The following is a 17,478-nucleotide window of genomic DNA, read 5'->3' as shown; positions in this document are numbered from 1 at the left end:
CCCCGCGGCCTCTAGCCCGCCAGCACCCGGTCCAGCGCCGCGTCCAGCGGAGCCGCATCCTGCAGCGACAGCCGCACCGGCAGGGTCAGCACCTTCTGGCGATACTCCTGCGGCAGGCGCACCGCGTCCTTTTCGGTGGTCACCAGCTGCGCCCCATGGGCCGCCGCGTCCCGCTCCAGCCGCGCCAGCAGCGCGGGCGTCAGCGGTTGGTGATCTGACAGGCCCTCGCCGTGGATGACCTGCGCGCCCAGCCCCCGCAGGGTGGCAAAGAACTTCTCGGGGTGGCCAATGCCCGCGAAGGCAAAGACCGGCATGTCCTGCCAGTCCATCCCCGTGGGCAGCGGCGCCAGTTCACCGCGCAGATGCGCGACGCCCCCGGGCAGCGGGCCGGGATCGAACTGCGCCTGGGCCTCCTCCGGCCCGATGGACAACAGCAGGTCGGCCCGCGCCAGGCCCTTGGCCACCGGCTCGCGCAGCGGCCCGGCGGGCAGGCAGAGCCCGTTGCCGAAGCCCTTCCAGGCATCCACCACCACCAGCGACAGCGCCTTGGCCAGCGCCGGATCCTGGAGCCCGTCGTCCATCACGATCACATCGGCGCCGGCCGCCACGGCGGCGCGGGCCCCGGCCACCCGGTCGCGGGCGATCCAGCCCGGCGCGAATGCGGAGAGCAACAGCGGCTCATCCCCGGTCTCCTCCGCGCTGTGGCGGCGCGGATCGACCTGCACCGGCCCCTCCAGCGATCCGCCGTAGCCGCGCGACAGGAAATGCGGGGTCAGACCCCGTGCCGTCAGCCGCATCAGCAGCTCAATGGCCGTGGGCGTCTTGCCGGTGCCGCCCGCGTTCAGGTTGCCAACGCAGATGACCGGCACGCCCGGATCGACCGGCGCGCGGGCCGCCAGCCGCCGGGCAGTGGCGGCAGCGTAAAGCGCGCCCAGGGGCCGCAGCAAAGTGGCAGAAGCGCCTGGCGGGCGGAACCAGAAGGATGGTGCCTGCATCAGCCCTGCCTCTCGTCGATTTGCTCGGTCACCCAGGCGCAGACCCGGTCGGTCATCTCGGCGCCCGAGGTCGCCACGTCCCAGGCCGCCGTCGCCATGGTCGCCGCCTGGTCGGGTGCCAGCATCCGCGACAGCCCCTGCGCCAGGCTATCCGCGTCCCGAATAAGCCGCGCCGCCCCCGCCTGGGCCAGCTTGGTATAGGCCGGCAGGTGATGCGCCACGAAGGGCCCGTAAAGCACGGCAGAGCCGAGCGCCGCCGGCTCGAACGGGTCATGCCCCTTCATCCCGCGGCGCAGCGATCCGGCCATCAATGTCACCGGCGACAGCCTGTACCACAGCCCCATCTCGCCGCGCGTGTCGGCCAGCAGGACCTGGGTTTCATCCCGCGGCAGATCCCCGTCGGACCAGCTGATGTACCGCCAGCCCTCGGTCTTCAGTACCTCGGTGTAGGCCTCGGCCTCCTCCGGGTCGTCCGGCACAAGCACCAGCAGCAGCCGGTGCGCCAGGCGCGAGGCCCGGCGATGCGCGTCCAGCACGGTGGCCAGTTCCTCGCGGTGCACCATGGCCGCCAGCCAGATCGGCCGCCCGGCCAGTTCGGCGGCCAGCTCGTCCCGCGTCTCGTCGTTGCAGGGCAGGGCCATGCCGGCCTCCTGCAGGGCGCCGCTGATCTCGATCCGGGCGGGGTCGGCCCCCAGCCGTTGCAGGCGCCGCGCCGCATTGGCCGAACTGGCGCAGAGGACCGAGAACCGCTCCAGCATGCGCCGCGTCTGGCTGGGACGCAGGCTGAACCGGGGTTCATTGAAGGCATCCTCCTCGGCCTCCGCCAGCATCATCGGAATGCCGGCCCGCCGCGCCTGGGCCAGCAGCGGCGGACGCAGGTCACCGGTCAGCCAGACCAGCATGTCGGGGTGCCAGTGGGTGAAGAAGGCCTGAAGGGAGCTGCCGTCCTCCTCCGGGGCCGGAAGGGTGATCAGCGCGGGATCGTCGATCGGCGTCAGCCGGTCGCTTTCGCCCAGGGTCAGGAGGACCGACAGGTCGTCCTCCTGGCTGATCAGGCGGCGCGCCAGTTCCTCGGCCGACTTGCGGCGGGCGGCGCGCGGGCAATGGATCCACAGGACCACGCCCTCGGGCCGCGGCGGCAGATCCGCCCCGGCCTGGGCGCCACGCCGGGTCAGCGCCCTGTAGGCCGCCAGTCCGACAGGACGCACCATCAGGGATTAATGACCCAGTTCCTCGGTGGGCGAGGCTTCAAGCTCCTCGTCGCGCAGCCGATGGATGTGGGCAATGTAATAGCGCATGTGGGCGTTATCGACGGTCTTCTGGGCCTCCGCCTTCCAGGCGTCGTAGGCCTCGGCATAGGAGGGGTACATGCCGACGATGTGCAGGTCGTCGATGTCCTTGAAGACGTTCTTCGACGGATCGACGAGTTCGCCACCGAAGACGAGGTGAAGGCGCTGCGCCATGGGCCATTCCTTTCCAGATGCTTCAGTGCGTGGTTTGCGCCGATTGTCTCCACGGGTCAAGCCCGTTCGGTACACAAAGGCATACCATCGCCGCGAGCGCGTAGCTGGCCCGCGGCGACAGGGGGGACGTCAGGCCGACGTCCGAGAGGTCAGACCAGCCCTTCGGCCTTGAACAGCGCCGCCAGGTCCTTCTCGGGACGGGCGCCGTAGTGCGAGATCACCTCGGCGGCGGCCACGCAGCCCATCTTGCCCGAGGTCGCCAGGTCGGCGCCGGTAGCCAGGCCGTAGAGGAAGCCCGCGGCGAAGAGATCGCCCGCGCCGGTGGCATCGACCGGGGTCACGGTCTTCACCGGCACGATGGCCTCTTCGTCGCCGCGCACGATGACCACGTCATGACCCGAACGGGTGCAGACGATCAGCCCCGATTCGGCGGCGGCCGTTTCCAGCGCCGCGCCCAGGTCGTCGGTTTCATAGAGGGATTTCCACTCGTGCTCGTTGCCGATCACGTAGTCCAGTTCCTTCACCAGCTTGCGGAAATCCTCGCGGTGACGGTCGACGCAGAAGGGGTCGGACAGGGCGATGCCCGCCATGCCGCCAGCGGCCCGGGTCAGGCGTGCAGCCGTCTCAAAGGCCTGCTTGCCCTTGGGCTTGTCGTAGAGATAGCCCTCCAGGAACAGGATCTTGGCGTTCTGGCAGACGCTGTCGGGCACGTCGTCCGGCCCCACCTCGGAGGAGATGCCGAGGTAGGTGTTCATCGACCGCTCGCCGTCGGGGGAGACAAAGATCATGCAGCGCGAGCTGGGCAGCTCGGCGTCGGTGAAGGGGTCATTGGGGAAATCGGTGCCGCCTTCGCGGGTCTTGGCGGCGTATTCGCGGCCGACCTCATCGTCGCGCACCTTGCCGATGAAGGCGGTCTTCAGCCCCATGTTGGCGACGCCCGCCACGGTGTTGGCGACCGAGCCGCCCGGGATCTGGTGGCGTTCGCCCATCTCCCCGTAGAGGAACTCGGACCGTTCCTGTTCGATCAGCTGCATGATGCCCTTCTCGATGCCCATCCGGTCCAGGAAGGCGTCGTCGCTTTGCGTCAGAACATCCATCACGGCATTGCCGATGCCGATCACGTCATATTGGGTCATAGAACCTTTTCCTCGAATTCGCAGAGATCCCGGATCAGGCAGGTACCGCACTTGGGTTTACGCGCCGTGCACACGTAGCGGCCATGCAGGATCATCCAGTGATGCGCATGCAACTGGAAATCCACCGGGATGTTATCTTCTATCGCCCGCTCCACGGCGACCACGTCCTTTCCGGGCGCGATGCCTGCACGGTTGCCAAGACGGAAGATGTGGGTATCGACCGCCTGCGCGGGAAAGCCCCACCACATGTTCAGCACGACATTGGCGGTCTTGCGCCCCACCCCCGGCAGCGCCTGCAGCGCCGCGCGGGAATTGGGCACCTCGCCGCCGTACTCCTCGACCAGGATCTTCGCCATCTTGATGACGTTCCTGGCCTTGTTGCGGTAAAGACCGATGGTCTTGATGTGCTCGATCAGACCTTCCTCGCCAAGCGCCAGCATCTTCTGCGGCGTGTCGGCAATGGGAAACAGATCGCGCGTCGCCTTGTTGACGCCAGCATCGGTCGCCTGGGCCGAGAGGGCCACGGCAACCAGCAGCGTATAGGCGTTCACGTGATCGAGCTCGCCCTTCGGCTCCGGCTCGGCCGCCTGGAAGCGGTCGAAGATCTCGCGCAGGATCGGATAGGGCAATTGGCGGGCCATGGGCGCGTTTCTGCCCTGAATTTTCTCTGGCAACAAGGTATTTAACCCCCGGGAAAGGGCTTCTGCGCAATCTGTGCCCGGAGGCAGGCAGATGACCGATTCTCAGACAGACCAGGCCGGGGAAGGTTCCGGCATCGGCCCGATTTCGGGCCTTGGCCCCGGCTGCATGGTTTTGACGCTCGACGGCGAGATGCCGATCGAGTGGCTGGCGCCGGGCGACAAGATGATCACCCGCGACCACGGTGCACAGCCGGTGCTGCATATCGCGCGGCTGCGCCAGATGCCCGACGGCAGCGCCCTGCCGTCGCCGTTGACCTTCCATCCCGGCGAACGCGGGCCGCAGGGCGAATTGCTGGAAACCCTGCGCGTCGCCCCGGGGCACCGCGCCCTGATCCGCCGCCCAGAGGTGGAGACCCAGTTCCGCGCGAAGGAGGCGCTGGCCCGCTTCTGCGACATCTCGCGCCGCAACCGCGCGCGGCCCGATCCGCGCATGGGCGGGCTGACCTATCACCTCATCATCATGGAACGGCACGAGATCATCTCGGCCGGCTCTCTCTGGGTCGAAAGCACGAACGCCCGAATGGCGGCACAGCTGGACCTGCCCCCGGCGGTGCGTCGCGCCACACGTCTCTTCGATGAGGGTCAGGGGCCGGCGCGCCCCTGCCTGACCCGAGAAGAGGCACTGACGCTGCGCCAGATCTGCCCACCGGACCTGTCCCTGCTCGACCTGCTGGCGGCCTGACTGCTGTCCAGCTGACGGATCGGGGCCTGCCCCGCGCCGCGCCCGCAACCTTTGCGCAGCTTCCGGGTCGCCAGACCCGGCGGGGACACATATCTTCGGGTCATGACACAGATCGCCCCCCTGTCCCCTGTCCAGACCTCCCTGCCCGACGCCGCGCCGGAGGATCGCTATCACTACGGCCTGATCCGCCGCGCGATCGAGGAGATCCGGGCGGCCGAGACGCCTCTGTCGCTGGAGGACCTGGCCGCGCGCATGCAGATGAGCCCGGCGCATTTCCAGCGTGTCTTCTCTGCCTGGGCGGGCATCTCCCCCAAGCGTTACCAGCAGTTCCTGGCCCTGGCGCGTGCCCGCCCGCTGCTGACCGCACGCGCCAGCACCGAGGAAAGCGCGGCGGCGGCGGGGCTTTCGGGCACCGGGCGGCTGCATGACCTGGTGCTGCGGTGGGAAGCGATGCGCCCGGGCGATGTGGCCCGCGGTGGTGCCGGCGTGGATATCGCCTGGGACGAGCTGGCCACCCCCTATGGCCCGGCGCTGGTCATGGCGACCGGGCGGGGCATCTGCGGCCTGGCCTTCACCGCCGAAACCGGGCGGGACGCCGCGCTGGCGGACCTGACCGCGCGCTGGCCCGCCGCGCAATACCACCACGACCCCGCACGCATCCGCCCCCTGGCCGAGGCCGCTTTCGAAGGCGGCGCGGCGCGCCTGCACATCATGGGCGGGCCGTTCCAGATCAAGGTCTGGGAGGCGCTGCTGGCCATCCCGGAGGGACAGACGTCCAGCTATTCCGACCTCGCCCACAGCATCGACGCCCCCCGTGCCAGCCGGGCCGTCGGCACCGCCGTGGGCAGGAACCCGATCGCCTGGCTGATCCCCTGCCACCGCGTGCTGCGCAAGGACGGGGGCCTGGGCGGCTATCACTGGGGCACCGAGCTGAAAGAGGTCCTGCTGACCCGCGAGGCGCTGCGCCAGCCGCAGGCCACGGACTGACACCCCCCGATCAGGTCCGATGCAGTCCTGCAACACTCCGTCTATCCTCGATGAGAGCGGAAACCCGCCTGCCCCGGGCGCGTTGCCCATTGGGCGCTTTCGCAACATCGGCTATGCCGAGAGCATAAGGACGGCCCCCCGTATGGCCTACCGGAGGAAAGAGACAGACATGACCCTGATGAAGAAATCCATTCTCGCGCTCTCGGGCGCTTCGCTGCTGGTGCTGACCGCCTGTGAGAACCCCGATGACGGCCAACGCAACACCCGCACCGGCGTGGGCCTGGGCGCGCTGGCCGGTGCCACCCTGGGTGCCATCGTGTCGGATGACGAAGGCAAGGGCGCCGTCGTCGGCGCCGCGCTCGGCGGCCTGGCCGGCGGGGCCTACGGCAACTACCTCGACCGCCAGGAAGCGCAGCTGCGCCAGTCCATGGGCAACCGCGTCGAGATTGTGAACACCGGCGACCGCCTGATCGTGACCATGCCGCAGGACATCCTGTTCGCCACCGACAGCGCCTCGCTGCGCCCGGATCTGACCGGCGACCTGCGCGACCTGGCCGTGTCGCTGAACGACTACCCGCAGACCAGCGTCCAGGTTCTGGGCCACACCGACAACACCGGGGCCGCCGCCTACAACCAGGACCTGTCGCAGCGTCGCGCTGGCACCGTCGCCTCGACCCTGATCGGCTATGGCGTCTCCGCCGGTCGTATCCAGGCCATCGGCCGCGGCGAAGATCAGCCGCGCGCATCGAACCTGACGCCCGAAGGCCGCGCGCAGAACCGTCGTGTGGAAATCGTGATCCTGCCGAACGCCCGCTGAGGCCGGCCCGGGCGGGCTTTCCCGCCCTCCCCGCCAAGGACAAAGGCCGCGTCCCCTCGGGCGCGGCCTTTTGCATGGGCTACTGGTCCTAACCCTTTGATGACCAAACCGCGCTAGGCTGCATGGCATGTTCTGCGTGCTGCTGACCATCGGCCCGCCGGGCGAGGACTTTCGCCCGCTGGAGGCCTATGAAGCGACCGTTCTGCCATTGCTGGCAGACTACGGCGGCGAACGGCTGGTCTGCCTGCGCCACCTCGACACGGGCGGCGAAACGCATCTCTACGCCTTCCCGGACGAAGCGGCGTTCAACCGCTACATGGCCGACCCCGCGCGCCGCCGCGCCGCGGCCCCGGTCGATCAGGCGGGGATCACAACCCGCTACCAGCCCGTGGTGATGCTGTGATGTAACGCGGCGGCGGCCTCAACTGCCGCGATAAGTGCTCATCCCGAAGGGGGAGATCAGCAGCGGCACATGGTAATGCGCCGCCTCGTCCGAGATGCCAAACCGGATCGGCACCACGTCGAGGAACCGCGGCTCTTCCGGCGCCGCGCCGCTGGCGTCGAGGTAGGCGCCAGCGTGGAACTCCAGCTCGTAGGTGCCGCAGGCGAAATGCGCCGCCGGCAGGATCGGGCTGTCGGTGCGCCCGTCGGCATTGGTCACCATCCTGGCCAGTTCATCCCGCGCGCCATTGGCCAGGCGGTACAGCACGACCTCCATCCCCGCCGCCGGAACGCCTCTTGCCGTATCAAGAACATGCGTCGTCAGGTAACCCTCGGCCATTCCCGACCCCTTTTGCCAAATTCCCCTTGAGCCTCCGCGGGGCGGGCGTCAAAGATGCCCGCGCCCCAGATGCAGACGGAGAGAACCACATGAACCGCTACCCGCGCAACATGATCGGCTACGGCCCCACCCCGCCGGACGCCCGGTGGCCCGGCGGCGCCAAGGTCGCGGTTTCCTTCGTTCTGAACTACGAGGAAGGGGGCGAGAACAACATCCTGCACGGCGACCCCGCGTCGGAGGCCTTCCTTTCGGAAGTGATCGGTGCCGTCCCGTGGGAGGGCAAGCGCCACTGGAACATGGAGTCGGTCTATGAATATGGCGCTCGTGCCGGGTTCTGGCGGATCCATCGCCTGTTCACAGAGAAGGGCATCCCGCTGACCGTCTACGGCGTGACCGATGCCCTGGCGCGCAGCCCGGAACAGGTCTGGGCCATGCAGGACGCCGGCTGGGAGATCGCCAGCCACGGCAAGAAATGGATCGAACACAAGGACATGCCCGAGGCCGAAGAGCGGACGATCATGCTCGACGCCATCGCCCTGCATGAGGAAGTGACCGGCGAGAAGCCCGAAGGCTGGTACACCGGACGCTGTTCCATGAACACGGTGAAACTGGCGGCCGAGCTGGGGATGAAATGGGTCTCCGACACCATCGATGACGACCTGCCCTATTGGGGCGATTTCGACGGCCACCGCACCCTGGTCATCCCCTACACGATGGACACCAACGACATGCGCTTTGCCGGGCCGGCCACCTTTGGCGGCCAGGAAGAGTTCTATGAATACCTGAAAGCGGCCTTCGACGAGCTTTATGCCGAGGGTGAGGCGGGATCGGCCAAGATGTTCTCCATCGGGATGCACTGCCGCCTGCTGGGCCGCCCGGGCCGCATCGCGGCGCTGCGCAAGTTCATCGACTACGCCCAGTCGAAGGGCGACGTCTGGTTCCCGCGCCGCATCGACATCCACGATCATTGGGCCGCCGAACACCCCCATGTCACCCCGGCCCTGGTCCCCAGCCAGATGCCCAAGGAGGAGTTCGTGCGCCTCTTCGGCGGCATCTATGAACATTCCCCCTGGGTGGCCGAACGCGCCTGGGAGGGCGAGCTGGGCCCGGTGCATGACCGCGCCAAGGGGCTGTGGAGCGCGCTTGTGCGGGTCTTCCGCACTGCCTCGGACGAGGAACGCCTACAGGTTCTGGCGGCCCACCCCGACCTGGCCGGCAAGCTGGCCGATGCCAAGCGGCTGACGGCGGAAAGCGAGGATGAACAGTCCGGCGCGGGCCTGCTGGCGCTGACCGATGAGGAGCGCGCCTTCTTCACCGAGCACAACACGCTCTATACGGAAAAGTTTGGCTTCCCCTTTATTATCTCCGCAAAGGAGAATACCAAGGCGACGATCATGGAGGCGATGACGCGCCGTCTCGCCCATGACCGTGCCACCGAATTCAACGCCGCCTGTCGCCAGGTCGAACGCATCGCGTATCACCGTCTGGCGGCCCTGCTACCGGACAGCTGATGACGACAATCGACCGTATCGACCCCAATGTGCCGCTTTTCGTGCGGACCGGAATCAACCTCGCCTCCGAGGGGCTGGGCGCCAAGGCCGTCTGGGCCAGCGACGAGTTCTTCGCCCCGCTGGAACGGATGCTGAAGGACGCCCCGGCCGAGTTCTTTCCGGATCTCTACGATGACAACGGCAAGTGGATGGACGGCTGGGAAACCCGCCGCCGTCGCGGGGCCGGTCACGACAGCGCGGTCATCAAGCTGGCCGCCGCCGGGCGCATCCTGGGCTTCGACATCGACACCAGCCATTTCACCGGCAACTACGCGCCGGCGGCCCGGATCGAGGCCTGCACCTGCCTGAACGGCGACCCGACCGCCGACACCCGCTGGGTCGAGATCCTGCCGAACAAGCCGCTGTCGGCCTCCGATCACCACTATTTCCGCTGCGAAAGCTACGAAAGCTGGACCCACCTGCGCCTGCACATCTACCCCGACGGCGGCATCGCCCGCCTGCGGGTCTACGGCGTGCCGGAGTTGGACCCCTCGAACGAGGGCACCGAGCAGATCGACCTGGCCTCGGCGCTGAACGGCGGTCGCGTGCTGGCGTTTTCGGACGCGCATTACGGCGACTACAACCGCATCCTGGCCCCGGGTCGTGGGCGCGACATGGGCGATGGCTGGGAAACGCGGCGGCGTCGTGAACCCGGCTACGACTGGATGATCATCGCGCTTGGCGCGCGGGGCACCGTGTCGGGGATCGAGGTGGACACCAAGCACTACAAGGGCAACTACCCCGACGCCTGCCGCATCCAGGCCGCCGACATGTCGAACTTCGGCGACGGGCTGACCGATGCGCTGGTCACCTCCTCGATGTTCTGGGAAGAACTGCTGCCGCGGCTGAAGCTGGGTCCGGACGCGATCCACAACTTCACCGACGAGGTGGCGGACATCGGCCCCGTCACCCATATCCGGCTGAACATCCACCCCGATGGCGGCATCTCGCGCCTGCGCATCTGGGGCAAGCCGGTCTGGCACGGCAAATGAGCGCCCCGGTGACCTCCATCCGGGCCGAGCCGCTGACGGCAGAGGCCTTTGCCCCCTTCGGCGACGTGCTGGAGGTCACCGAGAGCTATGACAAGCTGATCAATGCGGGGATGTGCGAACGCTACCACGATCGCGCCACCCTCGATTTCGGTCCCGGTGGGCGCGCCGGGATCTCGATCTTCCGCGCCCAGGCGCGCGCCCTGCCCTATACCTGCGACCTGCTGGAACGGCACCCGGAGGGCAGCCAGGCCTTCGTGCCGATGACCGCCGCGCCCTGGCTGGTGATCGCCGCCGCGGACGCGGATGGCCGGCCCGGCGCGCCGCGCGCCTTCCTGCCCGAACCGGGCCAGGGGGTGAATTTCCACCGCGGCACCTGGCACGGCGTGCTTACGCCTTTGGCAGAGCCTGGCCTTTTCGCCGTGGTCGACCGCATCGGCGACACCCCCAACCTCGAAGAGCACTTCCTAGAGCATCCGTTTACTGTCACGCTCTGACATACGCCTCCGTCAAGAGAGGCCATGTCAGCAACAGGGGAAGTGACAATGACCGAGAGTTCCTTGGGAACCGCGGAGCAGCTCCGCGATCCGAATTACATGCCGCCGATCGGCGACGCCGTTCCGCTGGGGATCCAGCACGTGCTGGCGATGTTCGCCTCCAACGTGACGCCGTCGATCATCATCGCGGGGGCCGCGGGCTTCGGCTTCGGGTCGGACCAGGGGGCGCTCGGCTTCCCCGACATGACCTACATGATCCAGATGGCGATGCTGTTTGCCGGCGTCGCCACGATGTTCCAGACCATCGGCATGGGGCCGATCGGGGCGCGCCTGCCGATCGTGCAGGGCACCTCCTTCGCCTTTCTGCCGGTGATGATCCCGGCCGTGGCGGGGCGCGGCACCGAAGGCATGGCCGCGCTGATGACCGGGGTGATGATCGGCGGGATCTTCCACTTCTGCATCGGCTTCTTCATCGGGCGGCTGCGATTTGCCCTGCCGCCGCTGGTCACCGGGCTGATCGTGCTGATGATCGGCCTGGCCCTGCTGAAGACCGGCATCCAGTATGCCGCAGGCGGTGTGCCCCTGGTCGGCCAGCCCGAGTTCGGCACCGCCGCCATGTGGATCCCGGCGCTGGTGGTGATCGTCGTGGCGCTTGGCCTGTCGTTCTTCACCACCGGGCTTCTGTCCGTCGCCTCGGTGCTGATCGGCATCCTCGCGGGCTATGCCGTGGCCGCCGTCATGGGCCAGGTCAGCTTCGGCAACGTGGGCAACGCCAGCCTCTTCGACCTGCCGATGCCGTTCCAGTGGGGCTTCGGCTTCGACCCGGCGATCATCATCGGCATGTGCTTCATGGCGATCATCTCGGCCATCGAGACGGTGGGCGACACCTCCGGCATCACCAAGGGCGGCGCGGGGCGCGAGGCCACCGACCGCGAGATCGAGGGCGCGACCTTTGCCGACGGTTTCGGCTCGGCCCTGGCTGGCGTCTTCGGCGGGCTTCCCAACACATCCTTCAGCCAGAACGTCGGCCTGATCGCCATGACCGGCGTGATGAGCCGCCACGTGGTCACCATCGGCGCGGTCTTCCTGATCCTCTGCGGGCTGATCCCCAAGGTGGGCGCGGTGATCAACACGGTGCCGATCAACGTCCTCGGCGGCGGCGTCATCGTGATGTTCGGCATGGTCGCGGCCTCGGGCATCAACATGCTGTCCGACGTGGTCTGGAACCGCCGCAACATGATCATCCTGGCGGTGTCGCTCTCGGTGGGCTTTGGCCTGCAGCTGGAGCCCTCGGCGCTGCAGCACCTGCCGCGCACCCTGCAGATCCTGCTGACATCGGGCCTGCTGCCCGCTGCCGGCCTGTCGATCATCCTCAACCTCGTGCTGCCCGACGAAACCCCGGAAGAGCACGCCGAGGCAGAGGCGGAGATCGAGGCGCATAAAACCGACGCCGCCTGACGGCCCGGGCCTCGTGCAACGAAAAAGGCGCGCCCCGCGGGGCGCGCCTTTGCCTTCGGCGAGGATACTTAGCGCCAGAAAATGATCACAGGCGCTCGATCGCAAGCGCAATGCCCTGGCCACCGCCAATGCACATGGTGATCAGCGCCTTCGATCCGCCGATCCGCTCCAGTTCATACAGAGCCTTCACGGTGATGATCGCGCCGGTGGCACCCACCGGGTGGCCCAGGGCGATGGCACCGCCATTGGGGTTCACCTTGGCGGTGTCCAGACCCAAGGCGCGGTTCACCGCGATGGCCTGGGCGGCGAAGGCCTCGTTCGATTCGATCACATCGAAGTCCGACGCCTTCAGCCCGGTCTTCTCCAGCAGCTTTTCCACCGCCGGGATCGGGCCCACGCCCATCACCTCGGGGCGGACGCCGGCATGGGCATATCCCAGGATCCGGGCGCGCGGTTTCAGTCCGGCGGCCTCGGCGGCCGAGGCGCGAGCCAGCACCAGCGCCGCCGCGCCGTCGTTGAGGCCGGAGGCATTGCCCGCCGTCACCGTGCCGTCCTTCTGGAAGGCCGGACGCAGCCCCGCCAGCGCCTCGGCGGTGGTCGAGGGTTTGGCATGTTCGTCGGTGGTGAACTCGACCTCCTGGCGCTTCACCTTCACGGTGACCGGCACGATCTGCTCGGCGAAATGGCCCGCCTCGATGGCGGCGCCGGCGCGGCGCTGGCTTTCCAGCGCGAAGGCGTCCTGATCCTCACGGGTGATCGTGGTCTCGGCGGCCACGTTTTCCGCCGTCACGCCCATGTGGCCGGTGCCGAAGGGGCAGTTCAGCGCCCCCAGCATCATGTCGAGCGTCTTCACGTCGCCCATCTTGGTGCCCCAGCGTTGCCCCTGGATGATGTAGGGCGAGCGCGACATGTTCTCGGCCCCGCCGGCGACGGCGAAATCGGCATCGCCGAGCATCAGCGACTGGGCGGCAGACACGATGGCCTGGGCGCCAGAGCCGCAGAGGCGGTTCACGTTCATCGCGGGCGTCGTCTCGGGGATGCCCGCCTGCATCGCGGCGACGCGGCTGACGTACATGTCGCGCGGCTCGGTGTTGATGACATGGCCCATGACCACGTGGCCCACCTGGGCGCCCTCGACGCCCGCGCGCTCCAGTGCTGCCTTGGTGACGGTGGTGCCCAGGTCGATGGGCGAGACACCGGCCAGGCTGCCACCAAAGGTGCCGATGGCGGTGCGCGCACCGCTGAGAATGACGATATCGTCCATGAGATCCTCCCGAAGATGTTTCGGGCCGACCCTACCACCGCACCGCCCCGTGGCGACAGTGACGGTGCGTTATTCGGCGGCCTGCCCGGGCGCCAAGGGCACCCGGCCCGCCGATGTCAGAACCGCGCAGTCAGCACCCTCAAAGGCCACGGTCGAAAGGAACCGGGGCCCGTCCGAATGCCCCGCCCCGGTATCGATGTCGATGTGATTGCCGAAATGGCTCACCTCGTCGACAATGGTGTGGCCATGGACGATCAGCCAGGGATGCGGGCCGGTCTCGGCATAGAACTCGTCCCGGATCCAGACCAGGTCCTGCTCGTCCTGCGCCTCCAGGGCGATGCCGGGCCGGATGCCCGCGTGGACGAACAGCAACGCGTCCCGCTCCGCCCAGAGCGGCAACCCGTCGAGGAAATCCCGGTGCGCCTGCGGCACCTTTTCCCGCGCCTCAGCATGCAGGTCGGCGACGGACCGGTCGGGCCCGGTCGCCACCCCGTAGCTTTCCAGCGTGGCACAGCCGCCCAGGCGGTAATGCGTCCACGGGGCGCCGGACTTGATCGCCGGGTCGTCAAGCCGGGCATTTTCCAGGAAGCGGCGGAACATGCGGTCATGGTTGCCCAGCAGGATCGTCCAGTTGCGCCCCTCGGCCCGGCCTGTGATCAACCGGTCGATCACCGCACGCGCCTCGGGCCCCCGGTCCACCAGGTCGCCGGTAAAGATCACCTCATCCGGCCCGCCCGGCCCGTCGCGCCCGCCGTCCGCCGCGATCCGCGCCAGCGCCCCGTCCAGAAGGTCTATCTGTCCGTGGATGTCCCCGATGGCATAGATGGTCATGAAAGCCTCGTCGCTGCGTCGCGGCAAAAGGATCATCTTTGCCCGCCAAAGACCAGCGCCCGGACGACACATTTTCATGACAGCGGATGACAGGCGCCCCGCCACTGTCTTCACTTCGTCAAAAATACTCCGGGGGGAATTGAGCCGAAGGCTCAAGGGGGGCAGAGCCCCCGAACCGCGACCCGAACGAAAAAGGGCCGCACCCTGCGGCGCGGCCCCTCTCGGAAACAGGGTCAGACGTCGATCAGACGGCGAACTCCAGCGGACGGATCTGCTGGAACAGGCCGGTGTCGCGCAGGGCCTTCACCGTTTCCGGCTTGGTCTTCTCGTCGAGGTACAGCAGCGCGATCGCCTGCTTGCCCGTGGCCGTGCGGCCCAGGGTGAAGTTGGCGATGTTCTGGCCGTTCTCACCCAGGGTGGTGCCCAGGGTGCCGATCACGCCCGGCACGTCCTCGTTGGTGGTGTAAAGCATGTGCTCCCCCACCTCGGCGTCGATGTTGATGCCCTTGATCTGGATGAACCGCGGCTTGCCGTCGGAGAAGACGGTGCCGGCGCAGCTGCGTTCACGCTCGGGCGTGACGATGGTCACCTTGATGTAGCCGTCGAAGGTGCCGCCCTTGGACTGCGAGGTGGTCGAGACCTGGGTGCCACGCTCCTTGGCGACGACCGGGGCCGACACCAGGTTCACGTCCGGGTTGGCCTTCTTCAGGATGCCGGCGATCACGGCACAGTTCAGCGCGCCCTGGTTCATGTCAGCGGCAACACCGTCGTAGAGGATGTTGATGGCGTTGATCGGCTCGTCGGTCAGCTGGCCGATGAAGTTGCCGAGGTGACCGGCCAGGTCGACCCAGGGGCCCATGACCTTGGCTTCTTCCGCAGTCATCGAGGGCATGTTCAGCGCGTTTTCTACGGCGCCGTCCAGCAGGTAGTTCGACATCTGCTCGGCCACCTGCAGGGCGACGTTTTCCTGCGCCTCGGTGGTGGCGGCGCCCAGGTGCGGGGTGCAGACCACGTTGGGCAGGTTGAACAGCGGGTTCTCGGTGGCGGGTTCTTCCTTGAACACGTCGAAGGCGGCGCCGGCCACGTGACCGGATTTCAGCAGGTCCGCCAGGGCCTGTTCATCCACCAGGCCGCCGCGGGCACAGTTGATGATCCGCACGCCCTTCTTGGTCTTGGCCAGGTTTTCCGCCGACAGGATGTTGGCGGTCTGCTCGGTGAAGGGCACGTGCAGGGTGATGAAATCGGCGCGGGTCAGCAGCTCGTCCAGCTCGACCTTTTCGACGCCCATCTTCTTGGCCTTTTCCTCGCCCAGGAAGGGATCGTAGGCCACGACCTTCATCTTCAGGCCCAGGGCGCGGTTGCAGACGATGCCGCCGATGTTGCCGGCGCCGATGACGCCCAGGGTCTTGCCGGTCAGCTCGACACCCATGAACTTCGACTTTTCCCACTTGCCGGCGTGGGTCGAGGCGCTGGCCTCGGGGATCTGGCGGGCCACGGCGAACATCATCGCGATGGCGTGTTCCGCAGTCGTGATCATGTTGCCATAGGGCGTGTTCATCACGATCACGCCCTTCTTGGAGGCCGCTTCCTTGTCGATGTTGTCGGTGCCGATGCCGGCGCGGCCGATCACCTTCAGGTTGGTGGCGTTTTCCAGGATCTTCTCGGTGACCTTGGTGGCCGACCGGATGGCCAGGCCGTCATACTGGCCGATGACCTCGGCCAGCTTGTCCTTGTCCTTGCCAAGGTCGGGCTGGAAATCCACGTCGATGCCGCGATCCTTGAAGATCTGGACGGCGGCGGCGGACAGCTTGTCGGAAATCAGAACTTTGGGGGCCATGTCAGGCGCTCCTTCGAAAGTCGGAATTGGGATCTGGACGGCGCGGGCACCGCGCCGGGGAAAGACTGGAGATGCGGGACGGTGGGATCTCTCCCACCGTCGACCGGCTTAGTCCTGCTCGTCGAGGCAGGCCTCGAAGGCCCATTTCAGCCAGAGCGTCAGGGCTTCCACGTCGGAGGCCTCGACCGTGGCACCACACCAGACACGCAGGCCGGCGGGGGCGTCGCGATAGGCGCCCACGTCATAGGCCGCGTTGTAGTCTTCCAGCTTCTTGGCGACGGCCTTGGCGAACTTCGCCGGATCCTTGATGCGATCATCGGTGAACTTCAGGCAGACGGAGGTGTTCGAACGCGTGGCGTCATCCTCGGCCAGGTTCGCGATCCAGTCGTTGCGGTCGCAGAAGTCCCACAGGATCTTGGCGTTGGTATCCGCCCGCTTCATCAGTCCGTCCAGGCCGCCGACTTTCTTCGCCCAGTCCAGCGCGACGAGGTAATCCTCGACCGCCAGCATGGAAGGCGTGTTGATCGTCGCGCCTTCGAAGATGCCGTCGATCAGCTTGCCGCCCTTGGTCATGCGGAAGATCTTCGGCAGCGGCCAGGCGGGGGTGTAGCTCTCCAGACGCTCGACGGCGCGGGGGCTCAGCACGATCATGCCGTGGGCCGCTTCGCCGCCCATCACCTTCTGCCAGGAGAAGGTGGTCACATCCAGCTTGTCCCAGGGCAGGGCCTGGGCGAAGGCGGCGGAGGTGGCGTCACAGATTGTCAGGCCGGCGCGGTCGGCGGGGATCTTGTCGCCGTTCGGCACGCGCACGCCCGAGGTGGTGCCGTTCCAGGTGAAGACGACGTCGGTGTCGAAATCAACCTCGGCGAAATCCACGATCTGGCCGTAGTCGGCGGTCTTCACCTCGGCGTCGATCTTCAGCTGCTTCACCACGTCGGTGACCCAGCCGGAGCCGAAGGATTCCCAGGCAACCATGGTGGCCTTGCGTTCGCCCAGAAGCGACCACATGGCCATCTCGACGGCGCCGGTGTCGGAGGCGGGCACGATGCCGATCTTGTACTCGGCCGGAATGCCCAGGATCTCGCGCGTGGTCTCGATCGCCGCCTTCAGCTTTTCCTTGCCAACCTTGGCACGGTGCGAGCGGCCGAGCGGAGCGTCGGCGAGCATGTCCAGAGAGTAATGGGGGATCTTGGCGCAGGGGCCAGAGGAAAAACGCGGATTTGCCGGCCGCGTGGCCGGATGCTTGTCAGTCATAATGACTTAACCTTCCAGATAAGCGCCCCTCGTTGGGGAGGGGTGTCCCACCGCCGCATATACGGACGATTCGGCCCCCGCGCAATCACGCAGATGTCGCATCCCGTCCGCATCGGGTCGCATTTCCGGCAAATCGGGCGCCCCGTGACGCCTATCGGAAACCCGGTCCTGCCACCGGGATCGGGCCCGCCGGGCGCCCCGTCATAGCCCGAACGGGCATTGATACATCTTCCACC

The 17,478-nt window shown here is 67.4% G+C and carries 18 protein-coding genes; 8 read left to right on the top strand and 10 right to left on the bottom strand.

Annotation, left to right across the window (positions count from 1 at the left end; all coding sequences use genetic code 11):
- Positions 1–11 precede the first annotated feature (11 nt).
- From lpxK to nth, 5 genes are all read right to left on the bottom strand, one after another.
- Complete coding sequence (lpxK, locus tag LC066_RS10755) at positions 12–995, bottom strand: tetraacyldisaccharide 4'-kinase (RefSeq protein WP_224898646.1); 984 nt, start codon at positions 993–995, stop codon at positions 12–14.
- Positions 995–2,206, bottom strand: coding sequence for a 3-deoxy-D-manno-octulosonic acid transferase (locus LC066_RS10750; RefSeq protein ID WP_224898644.1), 1,212 nt, complete (start codon positions 2,204–2,206; stop codon positions 995–997). The genes lpxK and LC066_RS10750 overlap by 1 nt, the downstream gene beginning before the upstream one ends.
- Before the next feature lie 6 nt (positions 2,207–2,212).
- The gene (locus LC066_RS10745; RefSeq protein ID WP_085889685.1) at positions 2,213–2,458 is read right to left on the bottom strand and encodes a DUF4170 domain-containing protein; all 246 of its coding nucleotides are present in this window, start codon (positions 2,456–2,458) and stop codon (positions 2,213–2,215) included.
- A 149-nt stretch (positions 2,459–2,607) separates the two neighbouring features.
- Positions 2,608–3,594 (bottom strand): adenosine kinase, encoded by a 987-nt coding sequence (locus tag LC066_RS10740; protein ID WP_222476144.1) that lies wholly within the window; start codon positions 3,592–3,594, stop codon positions 2,608–2,610.
- Positions 3,591–4,235 (bottom strand): endonuclease III, encoded by a 645-nt coding sequence (gene nth / locus LC066_RS10735; RefSeq protein WP_222476142.1) that lies wholly within the window; start codon positions 4,233–4,235, stop codon positions 3,591–3,593. The genes LC066_RS10740 and nth overlap by 4 nt, the downstream gene beginning before the upstream one ends.
- Positions 4,236–4,326: 91 nt before the next feature.
- Between nth and LC066_RS10730 the strand changes: the two genes are divergently transcribed.
- The 4 genes from LC066_RS10730 to LC066_RS10715 all read left to right on the top strand — a co-directional run bounded on the left by LC066_RS10730 (position 4,327) and on the right by LC066_RS10715 (position 7,184).
- Complete coding sequence (locus tag LC066_RS10730) at positions 4,327–4,977, top strand: Hint domain-containing protein (protein WP_224898639.1); 651 nt, start codon at positions 4,327–4,329, stop codon at positions 4,975–4,977.
- 102 nt (positions 4,978–5,079) lie between these two features.
- Complete coding sequence (locus LC066_RS10725; RefSeq protein ID WP_224898636.1) at positions 5,080–5,964, top strand: methylated-DNA--[protein]-cysteine S-methyltransferase; 885 nt, start codon at positions 5,080–5,082, stop codon at positions 5,962–5,964.
- Between the two features lie 169 nt (positions 5,965–6,133).
- Complete coding sequence (locus LC066_RS10720; RefSeq protein WP_085889680.1) at positions 6,134–6,781, top strand: OmpA family protein; 648 nt, start codon at positions 6,134–6,136, stop codon at positions 6,779–6,781.
- A gap of 127 nt (positions 6,782–6,908) precedes the next feature.
- Entirely contained in the window at positions 6,909–7,184 is a 276-nt protein-coding gene (locus tag LC066_RS10715; RefSeq protein ID WP_224898633.1) for a hypothetical protein, read from the top strand.
- Between the two features lie 18 nt (positions 7,185–7,202).
- On the opposite strand, the gene uraH is transcribed toward LC066_RS10715, so the two are convergent.
- Positions 7,203–7,562, bottom strand: a complete 360-nt coding sequence (gene uraH / locus LC066_RS10710) for a hydroxyisourate hydrolase (protein ID WP_224898630.1) — start codon at positions 7,560–7,562, stop codon at positions 7,203–7,205.
- 89 nt (positions 7,563–7,651) lie between these two features.
- Here uraH and puuE point away from each other — a divergent pair, with 89 nt between their 5' ends.
- Genes puuE through LC066_RS10690 form a run of 4 tightly spaced genes read left to right on the top strand, consistent with a single transcriptional unit; the run spans position 7,652 to position 12,056 of the window.
- On the top strand, positions 7,652–9,073 hold the full coding sequence (puuE, locus tag LC066_RS10705) for an allantoinase PuuE (protein WP_224898627.1): 1,422 nt from the start codon (positions 7,652–7,654) through the stop codon (positions 9,071–9,073).
- On the top strand, positions 9,073–10,104 hold the full coding sequence (gene alc, locus LC066_RS10700; protein WP_224898625.1) for an allantoicase: 1,032 nt from the start codon (positions 9,073–9,075) through the stop codon (positions 10,102–10,104). The genes puuE and alc overlap by 1 nt, the downstream gene beginning before the upstream one ends.
- On the top strand, positions 10,101–10,598 hold the full coding sequence (locus LC066_RS10695) for an ureidoglycolate lyase (RefSeq protein ID WP_224898622.1): 498 nt from the start codon (positions 10,101–10,103) through the stop codon (positions 10,596–10,598). The genes alc and LC066_RS10695 overlap by 4 nt, the downstream gene beginning before the upstream one ends.
- Positions 10,599–10,646: 48 nt before the next feature.
- Positions 10,647–12,056, top strand: a complete 1,410-nt coding sequence (locus LC066_RS10690) for a uracil-xanthine permease family protein (RefSeq protein ID WP_224898619.1) — start codon at positions 10,647–10,649, stop codon at positions 12,054–12,056.
- Between the two features lie 85 nt (positions 12,057–12,141).
- Here LC066_RS10690 and LC066_RS10685 read toward each other — a convergent pair whose 3' ends face one another.
- From LC066_RS10685 to LC066_RS10670, 4 genes are all read right to left on the bottom strand, one after another.
- Positions 12,142–13,320: an acetyl-CoA C-acyltransferase family protein gene (locus LC066_RS10685; protein WP_224898616.1), complete on the bottom strand. Its 1,179-nt coding sequence runs from the start codon at positions 13,318–13,320 to the stop codon at positions 12,142–12,144.
- Positions 13,321–13,389: 69 nt separating this feature from the next.
- On the bottom strand, positions 13,390–14,151 hold the full coding sequence (locus LC066_RS10680; protein ID WP_224898613.1) for a metallophosphoesterase: 762 nt from the start codon (positions 14,149–14,151) through the stop codon (positions 13,390–13,392).
- A 244-nt stretch (positions 14,152–14,395) separates the two neighbouring features.
- Positions 14,396–15,988: a phosphoglycerate dehydrogenase gene (serA, locus tag LC066_RS10675; RefSeq protein ID WP_224898607.1), complete on the bottom strand. Its 1,593-nt coding sequence runs from the start codon at positions 15,986–15,988 to the stop codon at positions 14,396–14,398.
- A 108-nt stretch (positions 15,989–16,096) separates the two neighbouring features.
- Positions 16,097–17,242: a phosphoserine transaminase gene (locus tag LC066_RS10670; RefSeq protein WP_224898604.1), complete on the bottom strand. Its 1,146-nt coding sequence runs from the start codon at positions 17,240–17,242 to the stop codon at positions 16,097–16,099.
- Positions 17,243–17,478: the final 236 nt, after the last annotated feature.

It is taken from the genome of Pseudooceanicola marinus (assembly GCF_020177265.1).
In the GTDB taxonomy this organism is placed as follows: domain Bacteria; phylum Pseudomonadota; class Alphaproteobacteria; order Rhodobacterales; family Rhodobacteraceae; genus Pseudooceanicola; species Pseudooceanicola marinus_A.
Note: the sequence above shows the minus strand (reverse complement) of the source record. Positions and strands in the feature narration are given on the sequence as shown.